We start from the raw sequence: 17,559 nt of genomic DNA, 5'->3' as shown, positions 1-17,559 counted from the left end.
TGGGGTATTGGGGAGGTAAGTGAGGTTTGTCACGGCCGATCCGGTCGGCGGGCAGGTGGTCCTTCGAAGCAGCGGGGAGCGCCGCCGAGGAATGTTTCCGCTGGGACGATTGGCTCTGGTGTGTGCCGATTGCGCCGAGTAGTGTCTTGCCTCCAACGCGTGCCGAACCCCTCCGGAGGCGTACACCACCATGGGTGGCTCTCCCCTGCGCATCCTCGTCGTCGGCGCGGGCATCGCCGGCCTGGCCGTGGCCCGGGCGCTGCGGATGGCGGGCTTCCGGCCCGACGTCACCGAGAGGCTGCCCCCGGGCGAGAACGCCGAGACCGGTCTCTACCTGCCCGGCAACGCGGCCCGGGCGCTGTGCCGGCTCGACCTCGACGGGCCCGTCCGCCCGCTCGGGCGCGTCATCCACCGGCAGCGGTTCCTCGACGCCGCCGGGGTGCCGCTGTGCGAGGTGGACCTCGACGCACTCTGGTCCGGCGTCGGCGAGTGCCGGGCGCTGCCCCGGGCGGAACTGCACCGGGTGCTGCTCAGTGGCGCGGGCGGCGCCGTCCGGCACGGCGCCGAGGTGCGCACCCTCGACCTGCTGCCGCGCTCCGTCGGCGTCACCTTCGTCGACGGCACCGCCGCCGAGTACGACCTCGTCGTCGGCGCCGACGGCCCGCGCTCCTCGATCCGGGCCCTGGCCGCGCTCGGCGGCCCACCCCGGCCCGCCGGTCAGGTCGTCTACCGCTGCGTGGTGCGCGACGGACCGCCGGTGGCCGAGTGGACCGCGCTGCTCGGTCAGCGCGCCGGCTTCCTGGTCGTGCCCCTCGGCGCCGGGCGGCTGCACTGCTACGCCGACGAGGCCGGCACCACCGTGCCGGCCGACCCGGCGGCCCGGCTGCGCGAGCTGTTCGGCGGCTACGGCGGACCGGTGCCCGCCGTGCTGGAGGTGCTGGACCGGGTGCACGTCGGCGTCACCGAGGAGGTGGAGCTGGGGTGCTGGTCCCGGGGGCGGGTGCTGCTCGTCGGGGACGCCGCGCACGCCACCGCGCCGACGCTCTCGCAGGGCGCGGCGATGGCGTTGGAGGACGCCGTGGTGCTCGCCGAGTCCCTCCGGGCGACCGGGAGCGACGTGGAGTCGGCACTGGCGGCGTACGAGAGTCGTCGTCGCCCCCGTACGCGCTGGGTGCGGGACCGGACCCGGGACCGCAACCGGACCCGGGACGTGCCGCCGGCGCTGCGCGATCCGTTGCTGCGCGGACGCGGCGCACGCATCTTCGCCGAGCACTACCGGCTGCTGCTCGGCCCGCTGTGACGCCGGCGACCGGCAGCCCTCCGCGGCGGGGCGCGGCAGGCTACCCGACCACCCCACGCGGCGCAGCCACCTGCCGGGGACTATCCTCCTTGCGGATGACGGCCCGCAGATAACCAGCGCGTGCCGAGCGGGACAACCCAGAACCGGAGGCCACTCGTGACCACCGTCGCACCCAAGCCGGTCGTGACCCGGCCCTGGCCGGTCCGAGCGCCGGTCAAGGGGTCGGCCATCGCGCGGCTGCTGCGTACCACGGACGCGAAGCAGATCGGGATCATGTACATGGTCACCGCGTTCGTGTTCTTCATGATCGGCGGCCTGATGGCCCTGATCATGCGGGCCGAGCTGGCCCGACCCGGGCTGCAGTTCCTGTCGCCCGAGCAGTACAACCAGCTGTTCACCATGCACGGCACGATCATGCTGCTGTTCTTCGCGACGCCGATCGTGTTCGCCTTCGCGAACTACGTGGTGCCGCTGCAGATCGGCGCCCCCGACGTGGCGTTCCCCCGGCTGAACAGCTTCGCCTACTGGCTGTTCCTGCTCGGCGGCTCGATGACGATGGTCGGCTTCCTCACCCCGGGCGGGGCCGCCGACTTCGGCTGGACCGCCTACGCGCCGCTGAGTTCCGTCGAGCACGCGCCCGGCGTGGGCGCGAACCTGTGGGTCGTCGGCCTGGTCATCTCCGGCCTGGGCTCGATCCTCGGCGCGGTCAACCTGATCACCACGATCCTGACCCTGCGCGCGCCCGGCATGACGATGTTCCGGATGCCGATCTTCACCTGGAACATCCTGGTCACCGCCCTCCTGGTGATCCTGGTCTTCCCGCTGCTGGCCGCCGCGCTGATGGCGCTGGCCGCCGACCGCCTGCTGGGCGCCCACGTCTACGACCCGGCGACCGGCGGGCCGATGCTCTACCAGCACCTCTTCTGGTTCTTCGGCCACCCCGAGGTGTACATCATCGCGCTGCCGTTCTTCGGCATCATCTCCGAGATCATCCCGGTCTTCTCCCGCAAGCCGATCTTCGGCTACAAGGGCCTGGTCGCCGCGACCATCGCCATCGCCGGCCTGTCGATGAGCGTCTGGGCGCACCACATGTTCGCCACCGGCCAGGTGCTGCTGCCGTTCTTCAGCTTCCTGAGCTACCTGATCGCCGTGCCGACCGGTATGAAGTTCTTCAACTGGATCGGCACGATGTGGCGCGGCCAGATCAGTTTCGAGACGCCGATGCTCTTCTCGATCGGCTTCCTGGTCACCTTCCTCTTCGGTGGTCTGACCGGTGTGCTGCTGGCCAGCCCGCCGCTCGACTTCCACCTGCACGACTCGTACTTCGTGGTGGCCCACTTCCACTACGTGCTCTTCGGCACGATCGTGTTCGCCGTCTTCGCCGGCATCTACTTCTGGTTCCCGAAGATGTTCGGCCGGATGCTCGACGAGCGGCTGGGCAAGGTGCACTTCTGGCTGACCATGATCGGCTTCCACACCACGTTCCTGGTGCAGCACTGGCTGGGCAACGAGGGCATGCCGCGCCGGTACGCCGACTACCTGCCCGGTGACGGCTTCACCACGCTGAACATGATCTCCACGATCGGCGCCTTCATCACCGGCATCTCGACCCTGCCGTTCATCTGGAACTGCTGGAAGTCGTACAAGGCCGGCCCGGTGGTCGAGGTCGACGACCCGTGGGGTCACGGCAACTCGCTGGAGTGGGCGACCACCTCCCCGCCGCCGCTGCGCAACTTCGACCGGATGCCGCGGATCCGCTCCGAGCGGCCGGCGTTCGACCTCAAGTTCCCGGAGCTGGCCGCCGGCGGCCAGAGCCTGGCCGGCCCGCCGGAGGGCGGCGCGAAGCCACTGACCAGCGAGTCCGACGGTGGCGCCAGCTACCGCGAGGACACCGCGAGCGACGCCGACCGGCGCTGACGCTCCGCACCGCGCACGACGGGCGCCACCCCCACCCGGGGTGGCGCCCGTTCGCGTGGCCGAGAGGTACGCACAGCGGCAACCATGGCGCTGACGGCGCATGCCCGGCACCGTCCAGCCCGGCGCCGCCTCGCCCGGCACCGCCCTTTCCCGCAGGCTGACCGTGGAACTCCCGCACGCCACCCCCGGGTCAGCGTCCCGAACGCCTGCGAAGTGCTTCAGAGGTGGTCGGGTCTGATCGCAGTCCTGGTGGCGTTCCGGCTGACGGAGCCGTGACGCCATGCGTCGCGCCGGGCACCTGCGTGTCGACTCAAGGGTCGCCGGGCCCGGGCGGCTGGGCTCGGGCGCGGGTCAGCCGGCGGGGGCCGGGGTGCTGGGCCGGGGCGCCCGCCGATGAACGTGATCACCGACACCGGCCAGGTCAGGCGGCAGGGGCCGGGCGCCGGGTCAGGCGGCGGGGGCCGGGGCGAGTTCGGGGGCGGGCGTGCGGGCGGCGGCGGTGCGGCGGCGGCGCAGCTCGATCGGGAGCACCACCAGCGCCACCAGCGCGCCGACCGCCCCGGTGACCGCGAAGCCCCAGGCCGGCGCGGAGGCGTCGATGACGGCGCCCGCGAGGGGCGCGCCCACCGCCATGCCGACCGTGACCGCCGAGCCGTGCAGGCCCATCGCCTCGCCGCGTACGGAGGCGGGAACCAGCCGACTGACCGCGTCCGAGGTGGCCGCGATGGTGGGTGCGCAGAGCGCCCCGGCGGGGATCAGCGCCAGGCAGAGCAGCCACCAGTGCGCCCCGCCCAGCCCGACCGGGATGGTGCAGAGGCTGAGCGCGGCCATCAGGGCCAGCGGCGGGAAGGAGCGGGTGACCGCCCCGTACGCGAAGCCGCCGGCCAGCGAGGCGACGGCCCAGACGGCGAGGACGGCGCCCGTCCACCCCACGTCGCCGCTCTCCCGCAGCACGGCGACCACGGCCACGTCGGTGCCACCGAGCACGAGCATGCCGGCGGCGCTCACCGCCAGCACGGCGAGCAGGCGCGGGGTGAGCCACGACCGGCGGGGCACCCGTGGCTGCGGCCCGGCCGGCTCGCCCCCGCCCCGGACGGGCGGGTTCAGCACCCAGAACGCGACCCCGGCGGCGACGATGCCGGCGCCGACCAGGTAGAGCGTGGTGCGCGCGGAGATCGCGGTGACCGCCGCCACGGCCAGCGCGGGACCCACCATGAACGACAGCTCCACCGACATCGAGTCCAGCGCGTACGCGGGGCGGCGCCGCTCCGGCGGCACCAGCGCGGCGATGGACTGCCGGATCACGGAGAAGATCGGCAGGGCGAGCGAACCGGCCAGGAACGCGGCGGGCAGCAGCACCGGGTACGGCAGCATCGGCGCGGTAGACCAGAAGACGGCCTCGGCGATCGCGGTCAGTACGAGCACCGGCCGCAGGCCGCGCCGGTCCACCAGGCGGCCGAGCAGCGGGCCGCCGACGGCGGCGCCCACGGTGATCGCCGCGCCGACGAGCCCGGCCGCACCGTAGCCGCGCCCGAGATCGAGCACGACGTAGAACGTCAGGGTCACCCCGGTGGCGGTGAGCGGGACGCGGGCGAGCACCGACACCAGCAGCAACGACCGGAGACCGGGCAGGGCGAGCGCCTCCCGGTAAGGCTTCAGGTTCATGTCGGTGCGTACCTCCGCCGGACATCCTCGGCCGGAGGTACGACACCCGCCAGTGAATTACCGCCTCATGCGGCCCTGATCACAGGCGCACCGCGCATGGTGACCCCGGCCCCCTCCATCGCGCGCAGCGCCACGTCGGTGGTGTCCGGGGCGACCCCGGCGGTCAGGTCCAGCAGCACGGTGGTGGCGAAACCCTCGCGGGCCGCGTCCAGGGCGGTGGCGCGTACGCAGTGGTCCGTGGCGATGCCCACCACGTCGACCCGGTCCACCCCGTGCCGGCGCAGCCAGTCGGCCAGGCACTCGCCGTCGTCGGCGTGCCCCTCGAAGCCCGAGTACGCGGCGGCGTGCTCGCCCTTGTGGAAGATCGCCTCGATCCGGTCGGTGGCCAGGTCGGGGTGGAACTCCGAGCCGGGGGTGCCCACCACGCAGTGCCGCGGCCAGGAGTCCACGAAGTCCGGCGGGTCGCCGAAGTGGGCCCCCGGGTCGACGTGGTAGTCCTTCGTCGCGACCACGTGGTCCCAGCGGCCCGGTTCGGCGGCGAGCAGCCGGGTGATCCCGGCCGCCACGCCCGCCCCGCCGCCGACGGCCAGCGAGCCGCCCTCGCAGAAGTCGTTCTGCACGTCCACGACGATCAGCGCGTTGCTCACCGTGGTGCTCCTTTCAGTCGGCCGGGACGACCGTGACCGGGATGGCCGGGTCGCCGGCGGAGAGCTTCAGCCCTTCCCAGGGGATGGAGATCAGGCACTGGCGCAGGTGTTCCCGGGACTCGTCGAGCGTCGGGCGCTCGACGGGCTCGCCGCCGGCCAGGAACGAGTGCTGGAGCAACCGGTCGTTGGGTCGGGGGTCGGGCACGCCCTGGGGTACGACGATCTCCTCGGTGGCGGTGCCGGTCGGCTTGTGCCGGCGTACGGCCACCTTGCGCCCGCCGATGGTGGCCTTGTGCTCGGAGCGCTTGACCACCGGGCGGCCCTCGACCTCGACGAGCTTGTAGACCAGCCCGGCGGTGGGGGCGCCGGAGCCGGTGACGACGGCGGTGCCCGCGCCGTACATGTCGACCGGCTCGGCGGCGAGCGAGGCGATGGCGTGCTCGTCGAGGTCGCCGGAGACGATGATCTTGGTTTCGGTGGCGCCCAGCGAGTCGAGCAGCTCGCGGGACTGCTGGGCGATCACCGCCAGGTCACCCGAGTCGATCCGCACGGCCCGCAGGTCCGGCCCGGCCACCGCGATCGCGTTGCGGATGCCCTGGCTGATGTCGTACGTGTCGACCAGCAGCGTGGTGTCCTTGCCCAGCGTGGCGACCTGCGAGGCGAACGCGGCCCGCTCGTCGGAGTGCAGCAGCGTGAACGCGTGCGCGGCCGTGCCGGCGGTCGGGATGCCGTAGCGCCGCCCGGCGGCGAGGTTGGAGGTGAACCGGAACCCGGCCAGGTACGCGGCCCGCGCCGCGGCCACCGCCGCCTCCTCGTGCGCGCGCCGGGAACCCATCTCGATCAGGGTCCGGCCGCGCGCCGCGGTCACCATCCGAGCGGCGGCGGCGGCGACGGCGCTGTCGTGGTTGAGCACCGAGAGGATGAGCGTCTCCAGCACCACGCACTCGGCGAAGCCGCCGGAGACGGTGAGGATCGGCGAACTGGGGAAGAACAGCTCGCCCTCGGCGTAGCCCTCGACGTCGCCGGTGAAGCGGTAGTCGCGCAGCCAGGCGGCGGCCCGCTCGTCGACCACCCCGGTACGCCGCAGGAAGTCGACCTCGTCGGCGTCGAAGCGGAAGTCGCGGATCAGCTCGATCAGCCGCCCGGTGCCGGCGACCACGCCGTAGCGCCGGCCGGCGGGCAGCCGGCGGCTGAACACCTCGAAGACGCAGCGGCGGTCGGCGGTGCCGTCGCGCAGGGCGGCACTGACCATGGTCAGCTCGTAGTGGTCGGTCAGCAGCGCGGGGCGAAGGGTGCTCACCTCCCCAGCCTAGGGTTCACCCGCTCTCGCCGCCCTCGTGGCCCGGGATCGCCTGGAGGGCGGCCCGTAGCTCCGCCCGCCCGGCGACGCCGAGCTTGCCGTAGATGCGCTGGAGGTGGTTCTCCACCGTGCGGGCGGAGAGGAATAGCCGCTCGGCGATGGCCCGGCTGGTCACCCCGTCGGCGGCGAGGCGCGCCACCTGCCACTCGCGTTCGCTCAGCGCCGGGCAGCCGGCCCGCAACGCCGGGGTACGGATCAGGTCGCAGCGGCCGAGCAGGGCCGCGAGGCGTTCGCGGGCCGGGGCCGCCGCCGGGGACCGCTGCCGGCGCAGCCGGTCCAGGGCGGCGGCGGTGGCCTCCACCGCGTAGACGGCCAGGTCCAGGGCGTCGAAGCCGTCGGCGACCGCCAGCAGCTCGTCGGCGGAGCCGCCCACGGCGGCCCGGGCGTGCCGGGCGAGCAGCGGCGGCAGCACCCCGTCGACCCGTTCGGAGAGCTCGGCGAGCCGCTGCGCGACGGTGCGCCGGCTGCCGTCGGAGCAGGTCGGCCCGAGCGGCGCGGCCGCCTGGCCCAGCCGGACCAGGTCGTGCAGCACGTGCACCTCGTGGCCGGCGAGGCCGTCCGCGCGCAGCCGGTCGGCCAGCCCGGTCAGGTGCTTGACGGCGCCGGACACGTCGCCACCGGCGGCGAGCACGGCGCCGCGGGCCTGCTCCAGCCACGGGTAGAGCACGACCATGCCGGGGGCGTGGGTGCGGTCGGCCTCCGCCATGGCCTCCGCCGCCTGCGCGGCGTCGCCTCGCAGCGCCGCCGCCTGGGCGCGCTCGGCCTGGGCCAGGCCCGCGTAGACCCGGCTGGTGGCGAGCACCGCGCAGGCGCCGAGGCTGGTGCGCAGCGCCGTGTCGCTCTGGCCGCGCAGCCGGGCCGCGTACGCCTGGAGGATGGCGAGGTAGCCGGTGCCGAGCCGGAAGTCGCCGGCGCCGGCCAGGTCGGCGAACTCGTCGGCCACGATGGCGTCGATGCCGGCCAGGTCGCCGGCGAGTGCCAGCCGGGTGCCCCGGGCCAGCTCCAGGGCCAGTTGCAGGTACGGCATGTCTCCCCGCCACCGGCCCGCCTCGGCCTGCACCTTGTTGATCGCGGTGGCGCTGCGGTGCAGCTGCCCCTGCGCGGCCTGGAGGTGGGCGATCGTGCTGCGGGCCAGCTCCCGGGCCGCCACGCTCGCGGCCGGCCGGTCCAGCACCGTCTGCCCGAGCCGCAGCGCGATGCCGGTGTCCAGCCGGTGCAGCCGCATGATGCCCTCGAAGGCCAGCACCCGCGCCTGGTCGGCGGAGTCGGCGAGGGTCGACCGGCGGGCCGCGATCTCCTCCACCGTGGACTCCCGGCTCAGCCCCCAGTAGCTGACCATGCCCCGCACGGTCAGCCAGCGGCTGAGCCGCCGGTCGCCCTCGATGTCGGTGGCGACCGCGTCCAGCACCTCGATCGCCTCGTCCGGGCGGTCGCCGAACATCAGGATGGTGGCCAGCAGCTCCGCCGCGTCGAAGCCGCCGCCCGCGTCGAGCGCCGCGCGGGCCAGCCGGGTCGCCAGCGGTACGTCGTAGCGGGCGAACGCCTGCCCGGCCGCGTCGAGCAGCAGGGCCGGATCCTGCGCGGTGCCCGAGTCGAGCCGCCAGACGGCCACCCGGAGCAGGTCGTCGCGGCGTCGCTTGCCGGCGAGCTCCAGCAGCTCGGCGAGGCGGGCCTGCAACCGCCGTGTCCGGCTCACCGGGCAGCGGCGGCGCATCACCTCGCCGTAGAGCGGGTGGGCCAGCCGCACGTTGGCCCGCCGGTCGTCGTGCTCCACGGCGATGAGCCCGCGCTCCTCGGCGGTCTCCACGTCCACCGGGTCGGCGGCCTGGTTGAGCAGGTGCAGCCCGAGCGGCTCGCCGAAGGCGACCAGCTCCACCACCCCGCGTACGCCCGGGGTGAGCTGGCCGATCCGGATGTCGATCAGGTCGGTCAGGTTGGGCGCCAGCTCCAGCCGGCCGGTCCACTTCCAGATCCCGTACGTGCGGGTCAACTCACCGCGGTCGGCGGCGAACACCAGTTCGCGCAGCAGCAGCGGGTTGCCCTCGGAGAGCCGGCCGAGCCGGTCGGCGGAGGTGGCGTCGACCGGTCCCCGCAGGATCTCGGAGAGCAGCCGGGTGGTCTGGGCCGGCGGCAGCGGCTTCAGCTCGACGTGGTCGACCAGGCCGTCGGTCCACAGGGCCCGGATCGGCAGCGGGAGCTGCTCGCCGTCGCGCGAGGTGCCGATGACCGTGGCGTTGTCGGCCCGCGCGACCAGGTGCACCAGCGCCGCGGACGGCGGGTCGAGCAGGTGCGCGTCGTCGACGGCGAGCACGATGCGACGGCCGGCGGCCTGCTGTTGCAGCACGTCCACCGCCCAGCGCAGGATGCCGGCGGGGGAGAGGCCGTGCGGCTGCTCGGTGGGGAGCACCTGGACGAGACCGCCGAAGGGGAGCGCGGCGGTGGTGGCGCTGGCCGCGATCGACCAGACGGCGTACCCGTCGCGCGGCAGGGCCGCCACCCCCTCGCGCAGCAGCCGGCTCTTGCCGATGCCCGCGCTGCCGCAGAAGAAGAGGCCCCGCCCCTCCGCGCCGGTCACCGCCGACAGCAGACGGTTGAGCTCATCCGTACGGCCGACGAAACCCCACCGACTCATCGGGGCAGCATATCGACCGGAATCCGTCCGCGTGCACTTCGTCACGCACCGAAGTTGAGTAGCCTCGTGGTTACCCCTGAGTATTCGAAGTGTTCGGTTCGGGGGCCCGGTCGCCCGTACTCTTCCGGCATCCGGGTGCCCTCACCGGACGTTTCCACGCGGCCGGCCGCTGCCGGTCGCCTGCCACGGGAGGCCGCTTTCGATGAAGCCCGGCCCTCTCCCCGCCGTCGGAGTGCCCGACGGCGACGTCGCCGCGGCGGCCGAGCTGCCCCGTCGGGAGCGACTGCCCGTCCGGCTGGGGGCGACCGAACCCCGGCCGGAGGAGCCGCTGGCCGTGATCGGCGTCGGCCCGGCCGGCGCGGGGCGGCCCGAGGTGCTCGCCCGCCTGCTCCGGCTCGATCCCGCCATGCTCGCCGTGCCGGCCGGCAGCTGGCTCGTGGTGCGTCACTCCCGGGTGCCGACGCGGGCCGCCTACGTGCCCGGCTACCGCCAGCCCCACTCCTACGGGGCCGACCGGTTGGCCGCCGGGCCGGCGCTCGCGCGCCCGCCGCGCCGGGTCGAGCTGAGCCTGCCCGAGCCCCTGCTGCGGCACTTCAGCCTCGTCGACACGCCCGACACCGGGTCGCTCGGGGTGGCCGGCGGCCAACTACTGCTCGACGCGGCGGTCCGGTCCGGGGCGGTGCTCTTCGTGATCGCCGCCGACCAGGCCTTCGCCGCCGTCGAGCTGCACCTGCTCGCCGACCTGGCCCGCGCCGGGGTCGAGGTCGTCTTCGCGGTGACCCCGGGCGCGGGCGGCTGGGCCCCGGTGGGAGAGGACGCGGCGACGACGGAGGACACGGGGGTGTCCGTCGGGTCGGCCACCACGCCGGTGGATTCCGTCGCGGTCACCGTCGAGGCGCACCGGGCGGCCCTGCTGGCCGCCGTCCCCGGGCTCGCCGACGCCCGCTGGTTCCCGCTGGCGGCGGCGGACGACGGGGCGGACCTGCGCCGGGCCCTGGTCGGCTGGGCCGCCGACGAGGGGCTGCGGCGCGCGAGCGCCGAACCGCCGGTGCTCCCCGGTTCGCACGGCCGGGTGCCGGTGGTGGCCGAGCCGGGCGACTGGTCGGAGCAGCTCGACCGGCAGGCCCGCTCCTCCTCCCGGCGCATCCGCCAGCACCTCGCCCTGGAGTTGGCGAACATCCACCTCCGCGTGGTCCAGGAGATCGTCTTCGGGGTCGGCTGCGCCGGCCTGCCGCAGCTGCTCGACCGGGAGATGGAGGCGCTGTCGCTGCTGGCGACCGCCCAGTGCGACGAGGCGGTGCGGAGACTCATCGACGAGGCGGCCGGCCGGGTCTTCGGCGCGCCGCTGCCGGTGGGCGTCCGTCGGCGCCTGTACGCCCCGATGCGCTGGGCCCTGACGGACCACCGGGGCGAGCACGAGCTGGACCGGGTGCTGCTGGTCACCAGCACCGGCGGCGTGGCGGGGCTGACCGGCGCCGGGGCGGCCGACGCGCTGGCGAGCCACCCCGGCGTGGAGCGCGTGGAGGTGCTCCCGCCGGTGGCCGTGGCCCTCTCCGGCGGCTGCTGGCAGCACTGGCGCAGCCCCGGCAACCGCGACTCCAACGCCGCCCGCGCGTGGGCGCAGCGCGCGCTGCGGGAGGTCGAACTCGAGCTGTCCCGGGAGGTGTCCCGGCGGTTCGAGGTGGTCCGCCTCTCCCTGGACGGGGTGCTCTCCGATGCTGTCGACCACGGCATCCTGCTCGCCTGAGGGCGGCCCGCCCGCTCGCGGCGTCGGCACCGGGCCGAGGCCGCCGCTCGCTGCCGCCGACGCCCCTGACCAGGCCGGACGCGGTGATCCACGCCGACCCGGCGTTCCGGTTCCTCGGTTCGCCGAATCCGGTGGCACGATGGGGGGCATGGCGGCTCCGCAGGTTGCACCTGTCGAAACGCCGGACACCGACGAGGTGCCGGCGTCCGATCGGCCGTGGGTGACGATCGTGTGGGACGACCCGGTCAACCTCATGACGTACGTGACCTGGGTCTTTCAGAAGCTCTTCGGCTACAGCCGGGAGAAGGCGGAAGAGTTGATGCTCGACGTGCACCACAAGGGCCGCGCCGTGGTCTCCAGCGGCGCCCGGGAGCGGATGGAGCACGACGCGTCGCAGCTGCACGCGTACGGGCTGTGGGCGACGGTGGACCGGTCGTGAGCATGTTCCGTCGCCAGGGCGACCGTTACGTCGCCACCTTCGCCGTCGACGAGGTGCGGGTGCTGCGCAAGGTGGCATCCGAGGTGGTGGGGCTGCTCACCGACGGCTTCGACCACACCGATCCGGTGGTGGGCCGGCTCTTCCCCGAGGTCTACCCGGACGACGCGTCCGGCACCGCCGAGTTCCGCCGCTACACCGAGGGCGACCTGAAGACCGCCAAGATCGACCAGGCGGGGGCGATCCTCGCCTCGCTGCCCGACTCGGCCGGCGGCGAGGTGCGCCTCGACGCGGAGGCGGCCGAGGCGTGGCTGCGGGCGCTCAACGACGCCCGGCTGGCGATGGGCGTCCGGCTGGAGATCAAGGACGGCACCGACCTCGGCGAGGAGCTCGACGACGCGGTCGCGGAGGATCCGACCTCCAGCCGGGTGTTCCAACTGTCGGTCTACGCGTACCTCGGTTATCTCCAGGAATCCCTGCTCAACGCCCTGATCGACTAGTCGTGACCGTCGCCACCTTAAGGTCGCGGCAGGTACGCGTTAGGCTGGAGCACGTGCTGAGCATCGACCGGTCGATCGTCGAGGCGATCGTCGCCCACGCTCGTCGGGACCACCCCGACGAGGCCTGTGGCGTGGTCGCCGGTCCCGCCGGCAGCGACACCCCCGCCCGGCACATCCCGATGGACAACGCCGCCCGTTCCATGACGTTCTACGAGTTCGACTCGATGGAGCAGTTGCGGGTGTGGCGCGAGATGGACGACCGGGACGAGGAGCCCGTCGTCATCTACCACTCGCACACCGCCACGGAGGCGTACCCGTCCCGGACGGACATCTCCTTCGCCGGTGAGCCCGGCGCGCACTACCTGCTGGTCTCCACCCGCGACCCCGACTCGGAGGAGATCCGCTCCTTCCGGATCGTCGACGGCGTGGTGACCGAGGAGCCGGTCCGGATCGTGGAGGCGGGGGTGGACCCGCACGCCGTGCAGTCCTACATGTTCGGGCAGAGCCCGGCGACGGTCGACTACGAGTGTTCCGGCCGCTGATCCAGCGCCGTCCCACCCGTCCGTCCCGTCACCTTCCGGCACGCCCGACCATCGTCAAGGAGCACGACACCATGGCCATCGAGGTTCGCATCCCCACCATCCTGCGCAGCTACACCGGCGGCGCGAAGGTCGTCGAGGGAGCCGGCGACACGCTGGCCGACCTGCTCGCCGACCTGGACTCCCGGCACGCCGGCCTGCGGGCCCGGCTGGTCACCGACGCCGGTGCGCTGCACCGCTTCGTCAACGTCTACGTCAACGACGAGGACGTCCGCTTCCTGGGCGCGCTGGACGCCAAGCTCAACGACGGCGACAGCGTGACCATCCTGCCGGCGGTCGCCGGTGGCGCGTTCGGGTTCGCCGCGGCCGCCGCGATCGCCCAGCACGGCGCCGCGGTGGCCGCGCGGTCGGCCGTCACCGTCCGCTGACGGCGGCGGTCGCCATGGCGCGGTACGACAGCCTGCTCGACGCCTGCGGGGGCACGCCCCTGGTCGGGCTGCCCCGGCTCTCCCCGACGGTGCCCGACGGGGCGCCGCCGGTGCGGCTCTGGGCGAAGCTGGAGGACCGGAACCCGACCGGCAGCATCAAGGACCGGGCGGCCCTGTTCATGGTGCGGGCGGCCGAGGAGGCGGGCCGGCTGCGGCCGGGCGACACCATCCTCGAACCGACCAGCGGCAACACCGGCATCTCGCTGGCGATGGTGGCCAAGCTGCGCGGCTACCGGCTGGTCTGCGTGATGCCGGAGAACGTCTCGACCGAGCGGGTGCAGCTGCTCCGGATGTACGGCGCGGAGATCATCTTTTCGCCGGCGGCCGGCGGCTCCAACCAGGCGGTGGCCACCGCCAAGCAGATCTCGGCCGAGCACCCCGACTGGGTCATGCTCTACCAGTACGGCAACGACGCCAACGCCCGGGCGCACTACGAGACCACCGGCCCCGAGCTGCTGCACGACCTGCCCACGATCACGCACTTCGTGGCGGGTCTCGGCACCACCGGGACGCTGATGGGCACGGGGCGCTACCTGCGGGAGAAGGTCGACGGCATCCAGGTCGTCGCGGCGGAGCCGCGCTACGGCGAGCTGGTCTACGGGCTGCGCAACATCGACGAGGGCTACGTCCCGGAGCTCTACGACGCGTCGGTGCTGTCCCGGCGCTTCTCCGTCGGCACCCGCGACGCGGTGCTGCGGACCCGGCAGCTCGTCGAGGTGGAGGGCATCTTCGCCGGGTTCTCCACGGGCGCGATCCTGCACGCCGCCCTGGCGGTGGCGCACGAGGCCGTCCGCGCCGGGCAGCGGGCCGACGTGGCCTTCGTGGTCGCCGACGGCGGCTGGAAGTACCTCTCCACCGGGGCCTACGGCGGCACCCTCGCCGACGCGGAGGACGCCCTGGAGGGCCAGCTCTGGGCCTGACGTCCCGTGGCCGGGCCGCCGACATCCGTCGGTGGCCCGGCCACGCGTCGGGGCTCGTGGCCCGGCCGGTCCACTCACCCAGCGCTACCGCCGGACGGCGTCTCGTCACGCCGACGGTGCGGCGGGGTGTCACGTTGATGACAACTTCCAGTGGATGACTCTTGTCGCCGCGCGGGCGCGCGTAGGCTGCCCTGCGTGGCGTACGCGTCGGTAGAGATCATCCACGGCGGGACCGTCGACGCGAAGACTACACAGCGTGACAGTGAGATGACTCGATGCGACTGACCGTCCTCGGCTGCGCGGGCAGTTTCCCCGGTCCCGAGTCCCCCTGCTCGGCCTACCTCGTCGAGGCGGACGGCTTCCGGCTGCTGGTCGACTTCGGCTCCGGGTCGCTGTCCAACCTCCAGCGCTACGCCGGTCTGCACGCCCCCGACGCCATCGTCCTCACCCACCTGCACTGCGACCACATCCTCGACGCCGCCTCGTACGTGGTGGTGCGCCGCTACGCCCCCGACGGCCCCTGCCCGCCGCTACCGGTCTACGCCCCGTCGGGCGCGCCGGACCGGTTGGCGGCCGTCTACGGGCAGGAGGACAGCACGGTCGAGGACGTCTACCAGTTCTACGCCCTCGAACCCGGCACCTTCCCGATCGGCCCCTTCGCCGTCACCGTCGACCGGGTCAACCACCCCGTCGAGACGTACGGCGTCCGTTTGGAGCACGACGGCCGGGTGCTCTGCTACTCCTCGGACACCGCGCCCTGCGACGCGCTGCTCCGGCTGGCCCAGGACGCCGACACGTTCCTCTGCGAGGCGAGCTACCTCGACGGCGTGGAGAACCCGCCGGACCTGCACCTGACCGGCCGGGAGGCCGGCGAGGCGGCGACCAAGGCCGGGGTGGGCCGGCTGCTGCTCACCCACCTGGTGGCCGCCTGGGGCAGCGAGGCACACACCGTGGAGTCGGCCGGCGCCGCCTTCGACGGGCCGCTCGAGGTGGTCCGGCCCGGCGCCAGCTACGAGATCTGACCGGCCGCCGCGCCGGGGCGGGACACCCCGGGGCGCACCGCTCGGGGCACCGCATAGGGTGCAGGGATGGCACGACCTGACGGGCGGCGACCCGACGAACTCCGACCTGTGACGTTGACCCGGGGCTGGAGCACCCATCCGGAGGGCTCGGTGCTCGTGGAGTTCGGCGGCACCCGGGTGCTCTGCACCGCCAGCGTCACCGAGGGGGTGCCCCGCTGGCGCAAGGGCTCCGGGCTCGGCTGGGTGACCGCCGAGTACGCGATGCTGCCACGGGCCACCAACACCCGCTCCGACCGGGAGAGCGTGAAGGGCCGCGTCGGCGGGCGTACGCACGAGATCTCCCGGCTGATCGGCCGGAGCCTGCGGGCCGCCATCGACCTCAAGGCCCTCGGCGAGAACTCGATCGTGCTCGACTGCGACGTGCTCCAGGCCGACGGGGGCACCCGCACCGCCGCGATCACCGGCGCGTACGTGGCGCTGCACGACGCGGTCACCTGGCTGGCCGGGCGCAAGTCGCTGGTCGGCAAGCCGGAGAAGGTGATGCACCGCTCGGTGGCCGCGATCAGCGTCGGGATCATCGACGGCGAGCCCCGGCTGGACCTCGACTACGCCGAGGACGTGGCCGCCGAGGTCGACATGAACGTGGTCTGCACCGGCACCGGCGAGTTCGTCGAGGTGCAGGGCACCGGTGAGGCGGGCGTCTTCGCCCGCGAGCAGCTCGACGCCCTGCTCGACCTGGCCGTCGCCGGCTGCGTGGAACTGGCCGAAGCCCAGCGGAAGGCGCTCTTCTCATGAACAAGGTGCTGCTCGCCACCCGTAACCGCAAGAAGCTCGTCGAGCTCCAGCGGATCCTCGACGGCGCGCTCGGCGCGCACCGCGTCGCCCTGATCGGGCTGGACGACGTCGAGGAGTACCCGGAGTTGCCCGAGACCGGCCTGACCTTCGGCGAGAACGCGCTGATCAAGGCGCGGGAGGGCTGCCGGCGCACCGGCCTGCCGACGATCGCCGACGACTCCGGGCTGGCCGTCGAGGCCCTCAACGGCATGCCGGGAGTGTTCAGCGCCCGCTGGGCCGGCCGGCACGGCAACGACCAGGCCAACCTCCAGCTCGTCCTGGACCAGATCGCGGACCTGCCCGACGAGCACCGGGCCGCGTCCTTCGTCTGCACGGTGGCGCTGGTGCTGCCCGGCGGCAAGGAGCACCTGGTCGACGGCCGGCAGGCCGGGCGACTGCTGCGGGCGCCGCGCGGCGACGGCGGGTTCGGCTACGACCCGATCTTCCTCGGCGACGGGCAGGACCGCACCAACGCGGAGCTGACGCCGCAGGAGAAGGACGCGGTCAGCCACCGGGGCAAGGCGTTGCGGGAGCTGGCCAAGCTGGTCGCCAAGGTGCTGCCGCCCGCGAGCTGACGGCCCCGCCCCGGTGGGAGGGGTGCTGACGGGCTTCGCCGTCATCGCCACCGTCATCGCCGTCGGCTACGCGCTCGGCCGCGGCGGGGTGCTGGGGCCGGAGGCGGCCACCGTCCTCTCCCGGGTCGCGTTCTTCGTGGCGACCCCGGCGCTGCTGTTCCAGACGGTGGCCCGGGCCGACGTGCCCGCGATCGTCTCGTCCGCCCTGGTCGTGACGGTGACGAGCACCATCGCCGTGGCGTCGCTGTTCGTGGCCGTCGCGCGGTTCTGCTGGCGCCGCTCCGTCGCGGAGGCGACGATCGGGGCGCTGGCCTCGTCGTACGTCAACGCGGCGAACATCGGCATCCCGGTCGCCGTATACGTCCTCGGCGACGCCGCGTTCGTCGCGCCCGTCCTGATGTTCCAGCTGGTCGTCGTGACGCCGGTCGCGTTCGCCTTCCTCGAGGCGGCCACGGCGAAGAGACGACCGTCGCTCGGCGCCGTGGTGCTCCAGCCGCTCACCAACCCGGTCACCGTCGCGTGCGCGCTGGGCGTCGCGGCCAGCCTGACGGGGTGGTTGCCGCCGGAGCCGGTGCTGCGGCCCATCGCACTCGTCGCGGCGATGGCGGTCCCCGCCACGCTGATCGCGTACGGCGTCTCCCTGCACGGCGCGCCGCGGCCCGGCTCTGGCGACACCGGTCGGGACGTACGCCTCGCGGTCGTCCTCAAGACCGTGGCCCAGCCCGCCGTCGCCTACCTCGTCGCGCGCTTCGCGATGGGGCTGCCGGCCGCCCTCGTGCTGGCCTGCACGGTCACCGCCGCCCTGCCGACGGCGCAGAACGTCTTCGTGTACGCGGTCCGCTACGGCCGGGGCACGGCCCTGGCGCGCGACTCGATCCTGCTGTCGACGGTGACCGCCGTGCCCGTGCTGATCGGGGTGGCGGTGCTGGCGGGCTGACACCCGGCGGGCGCCCGGGCCACCGTGGCGCGACGGTGGC

General features: G+C 73.9%; 16 protein-coding genes. 12 read left to right on the top strand and 4 right to left on the bottom strand.

From position 1 onward, the window contains the following. The first annotated feature begins 190 nt into the window (after window positions 1–190). Both ACTMS2_RS04115 and ctaD read left to right on the top strand, forming a co-directional pair. On the top strand, window positions 191–1,300 hold the full coding sequence (locus ACTMS2_RS04115; RefSeq protein WP_441174173.1) for an FAD-dependent monooxygenase: 1,110 nt from the start codon (window positions 191–193) through the stop codon (window positions 1,298–1,300). 156 nt (window positions 1,301–1,456) lie between these two features. Beyond that, window positions 1,457–3,217 carry an aa3-type cytochrome oxidase subunit I gene (gene ctaD, locus ACTMS2_RS04110; protein WP_441174172.1) on the top strand — a complete coding sequence of 587 codons (1,761 nt, stop codon included), beginning with the start codon at window positions 1,457–1,459 and terminating at the stop codon, window positions 3,215–3,217. 447 nt (window positions 3,218–3,664) lie between these two features. Here the strand turns inward: ctaD and ACTMS2_RS04105 are convergent, their stop codons facing one another. The 4 genes from ACTMS2_RS04105 to ACTMS2_RS04090 all read right to left on the bottom strand — a co-directional run bounded on the left by ACTMS2_RS04105 (window position 3,665) and on the right by ACTMS2_RS04090 (window position 9,521). Continuing rightward, window positions 3,665–4,882, bottom strand: coding sequence for an MFS transporter (locus ACTMS2_RS04105; protein WP_441174171.1), 1,218 nt, complete (start codon window positions 4,880–4,882; stop codon window positions 3,665–3,667). A gap of 65 nt (window positions 4,883–4,947) precedes the next feature. Then, complete coding sequence (locus ACTMS2_RS04100) at window positions 4,948–5,529, bottom strand: isochorismatase family protein (protein WP_363898212.1); 582 nt, start codon at window positions 5,527–5,529, stop codon at window positions 4,948–4,950. 13 nt (window positions 5,530–5,542) lie between these two features. After that, on the bottom strand, window positions 5,543–6,829 hold the full coding sequence (locus tag ACTMS2_RS04095; protein WP_441174169.1) for a nicotinate phosphoribosyltransferase: 1,287 nt from the start codon (window positions 6,827–6,829) through the stop codon (window positions 5,543–5,545). A 16-nt stretch (window positions 6,830–6,845) separates the two neighbouring features. Continuing rightward, a complete protein-coding gene (locus tag ACTMS2_RS04090; RefSeq protein ID WP_441174168.1) occupies window positions 6,846–9,521 on the bottom strand; it encodes a LuxR C-terminal-related transcriptional regulator in 2,676 nt (891 codons plus the stop codon). A gap of 202 nt (window positions 9,522–9,723) precedes the next feature. On the opposite strand from ACTMS2_RS04090, the gene ACTMS2_RS04085 reads away from it, so the two are divergent. The 10 genes from ACTMS2_RS04085 (at window position 9,724) to ACTMS2_RS04040 (ending at window position 17,519) form a co-directional block, all read left to right on the top strand. Continuing rightward, window positions 9,724–11,268: a hypothetical protein gene (locus ACTMS2_RS04085; protein WP_441174167.1), complete on the top strand. Its 1,545-nt coding sequence runs from the start codon at window positions 9,724–9,726 to the stop codon at window positions 11,266–11,268. A 148-nt stretch (window positions 11,269–11,416) separates the two neighbouring features. Next, the gene (gene clpS, locus ACTMS2_RS04080) at window positions 11,417–11,707 is read left to right on the top strand and encodes an ATP-dependent Clp protease adapter ClpS (protein ID WP_101414370.1); all 291 of its coding nucleotides are present in this window, start codon (window positions 11,417–11,419) and stop codon (window positions 11,705–11,707) included. Between the two features lie 2 nt (window positions 11,708–11,709). Next, window positions 11,710–12,204, top strand: a complete 495-nt coding sequence (locus ACTMS2_RS04075) for a DUF2017 domain-containing protein (RefSeq protein ID WP_172896708.1) — start codon at window positions 11,710–11,712, stop codon at window positions 12,202–12,204. A 53-nt stretch (window positions 12,205–12,257) separates the two neighbouring features. Then, window positions 12,258–12,746, top strand: a complete 489-nt coding sequence (locus ACTMS2_RS04070; RefSeq protein WP_089001779.1) for a Mov34/MPN/PAD-1 family protein — start codon at window positions 12,258–12,260, stop codon at window positions 12,744–12,746. 71 nt (window positions 12,747–12,817) lie between these two features. Then, a complete protein-coding gene (locus ACTMS2_RS04065) occupies window positions 12,818–13,171 on the top strand; it encodes a MoaD/ThiS family protein (protein ID WP_363623871.1) in 354 nt (117 codons plus the stop codon). Between the two features lie 14 nt (window positions 13,172–13,185). Continuing rightward, a complete protein-coding gene (locus tag ACTMS2_RS04060; protein ID WP_089001777.1) occupies window positions 13,186–14,151 on the top strand; it encodes a PLP-dependent cysteine synthase family protein in 966 nt (321 codons plus the stop codon). Between the two features lie 275 nt (window positions 14,152–14,426). Next, window positions 14,427–15,173, top strand: a complete 747-nt coding sequence (locus ACTMS2_RS04055; RefSeq protein WP_089001776.1) for an MBL fold metallo-hydrolase — start codon at window positions 14,427–14,429, stop codon at window positions 15,171–15,173. Window positions 15,174–15,239: 66 nt separating this feature from the next. Then, window positions 15,240–15,968: a ribonuclease PH gene (gene rph, locus ACTMS2_RS04050; protein ID WP_089001775.1), complete on the top strand. Its 729-nt coding sequence runs from the start codon at window positions 15,240–15,242 to the stop codon at window positions 15,966–15,968. After that, complete coding sequence (gene rdgB, locus ACTMS2_RS04045; RefSeq protein ID WP_089001774.1) at window positions 15,965–16,582, top strand: RdgB/HAM1 family non-canonical purine NTP pyrophosphatase; 618 nt, start codon at window positions 15,965–15,967, stop codon at window positions 16,580–16,582. Before rph ends, rdgB begins: the two co-directional genes overlap by 4 nt. 22 nt (window positions 16,583–16,604) lie before the next feature. Continuing rightward, window positions 16,605–17,519 (top strand): AEC family transporter, encoded by a 915-nt coding sequence (locus tag ACTMS2_RS04040; protein ID WP_441174166.1) that lies wholly within the window; start codon window positions 16,605–16,607, stop codon window positions 17,517–17,519. Window positions 17,520–17,559 lie beyond the last annotated feature (40 nt).

The organism is Micromonospora sp. SD12 (assembly GCF_052068495.1).
Taxonomy (GTDB): domain Bacteria; phylum Actinomycetota; class Actinomycetes; order Mycobacteriales; family Micromonosporaceae; genus Micromonospora; species Micromonospora echinofusca.
The sequence above is the reverse complement of the archived record's forward strand: the minus strand, read 5'-3'. Positions and strand labels throughout refer to the sequence as shown.

Coding starts and splice junctions, on each gene's coding strand:
- ACTMS2_RS04055 (WP_089001776.1), top strand. CDS start 14,427: ATGCGACTGACCGTCCTCGGCTGCGCGGGCAGTTTCCCCGGTCCCGAG.
- rph (WP_089001775.1), top strand. CDS start 15,240: ATGGCACGACCTGACGGGCGGCGACCCGACGAACTCCGACCTGTGACG.
- ACTMS2_RS04090 (WP_441174168.1), bottom strand. CDS start 9,521: ATGAGTCGGTGGGGTTTCGTCGGCCGTACGGATGAGCTCAACCGTCTG.
- rdgB (WP_089001774.1), top strand. CDS start 15,965: ATGAACAAGGTGCTGCTCGCCACCCGTAACCGCAAGAAGCTCGTCGAG.
- ACTMS2_RS04115 (WP_441174173.1), top strand. CDS start 191: ATGGGTGGCTCTCCCCTGCGCATCCTCGTCGTCGGCGCGGGCATCGCC.
- ACTMS2_RS04060 (WP_089001777.1), top strand. CDS start 13,186: ATGGCGCGGTACGACAGCCTGCTCGACGCCTGCGGGGGCACGCCCCTG.
- ACTMS2_RS04105 (WP_441174171.1), bottom strand. CDS start 4,882: ATGAACCTGAAGCCTTACCGGGAGGCGCTCGCCCTGCCCGGTCTCCGG.
- ACTMS2_RS04065 (WP_363623871.1), top strand. CDS start 12,818: ATGGCCATCGAGGTTCGCATCCCCACCATCCTGCGCAGCTACACCGGC.
- ACTMS2_RS04085 (WP_441174167.1), top strand. CDS start 9,724: ATGAAGCCCGGCCCTCTCCCCGCCGTCGGAGTGCCCGACGGCGACGTC.
- ACTMS2_RS04075 (WP_172896708.1), top strand. CDS start 11,710: ATGTTCCGTCGCCAGGGCGACCGTTACGTCGCCACCTTCGCCGTCGAC.
- clpS (WP_101414370.1), top strand. CDS start 11,417: ATGGCGGCTCCGCAGGTTGCACCTGTCGAAACGCCGGACACCGACGAG.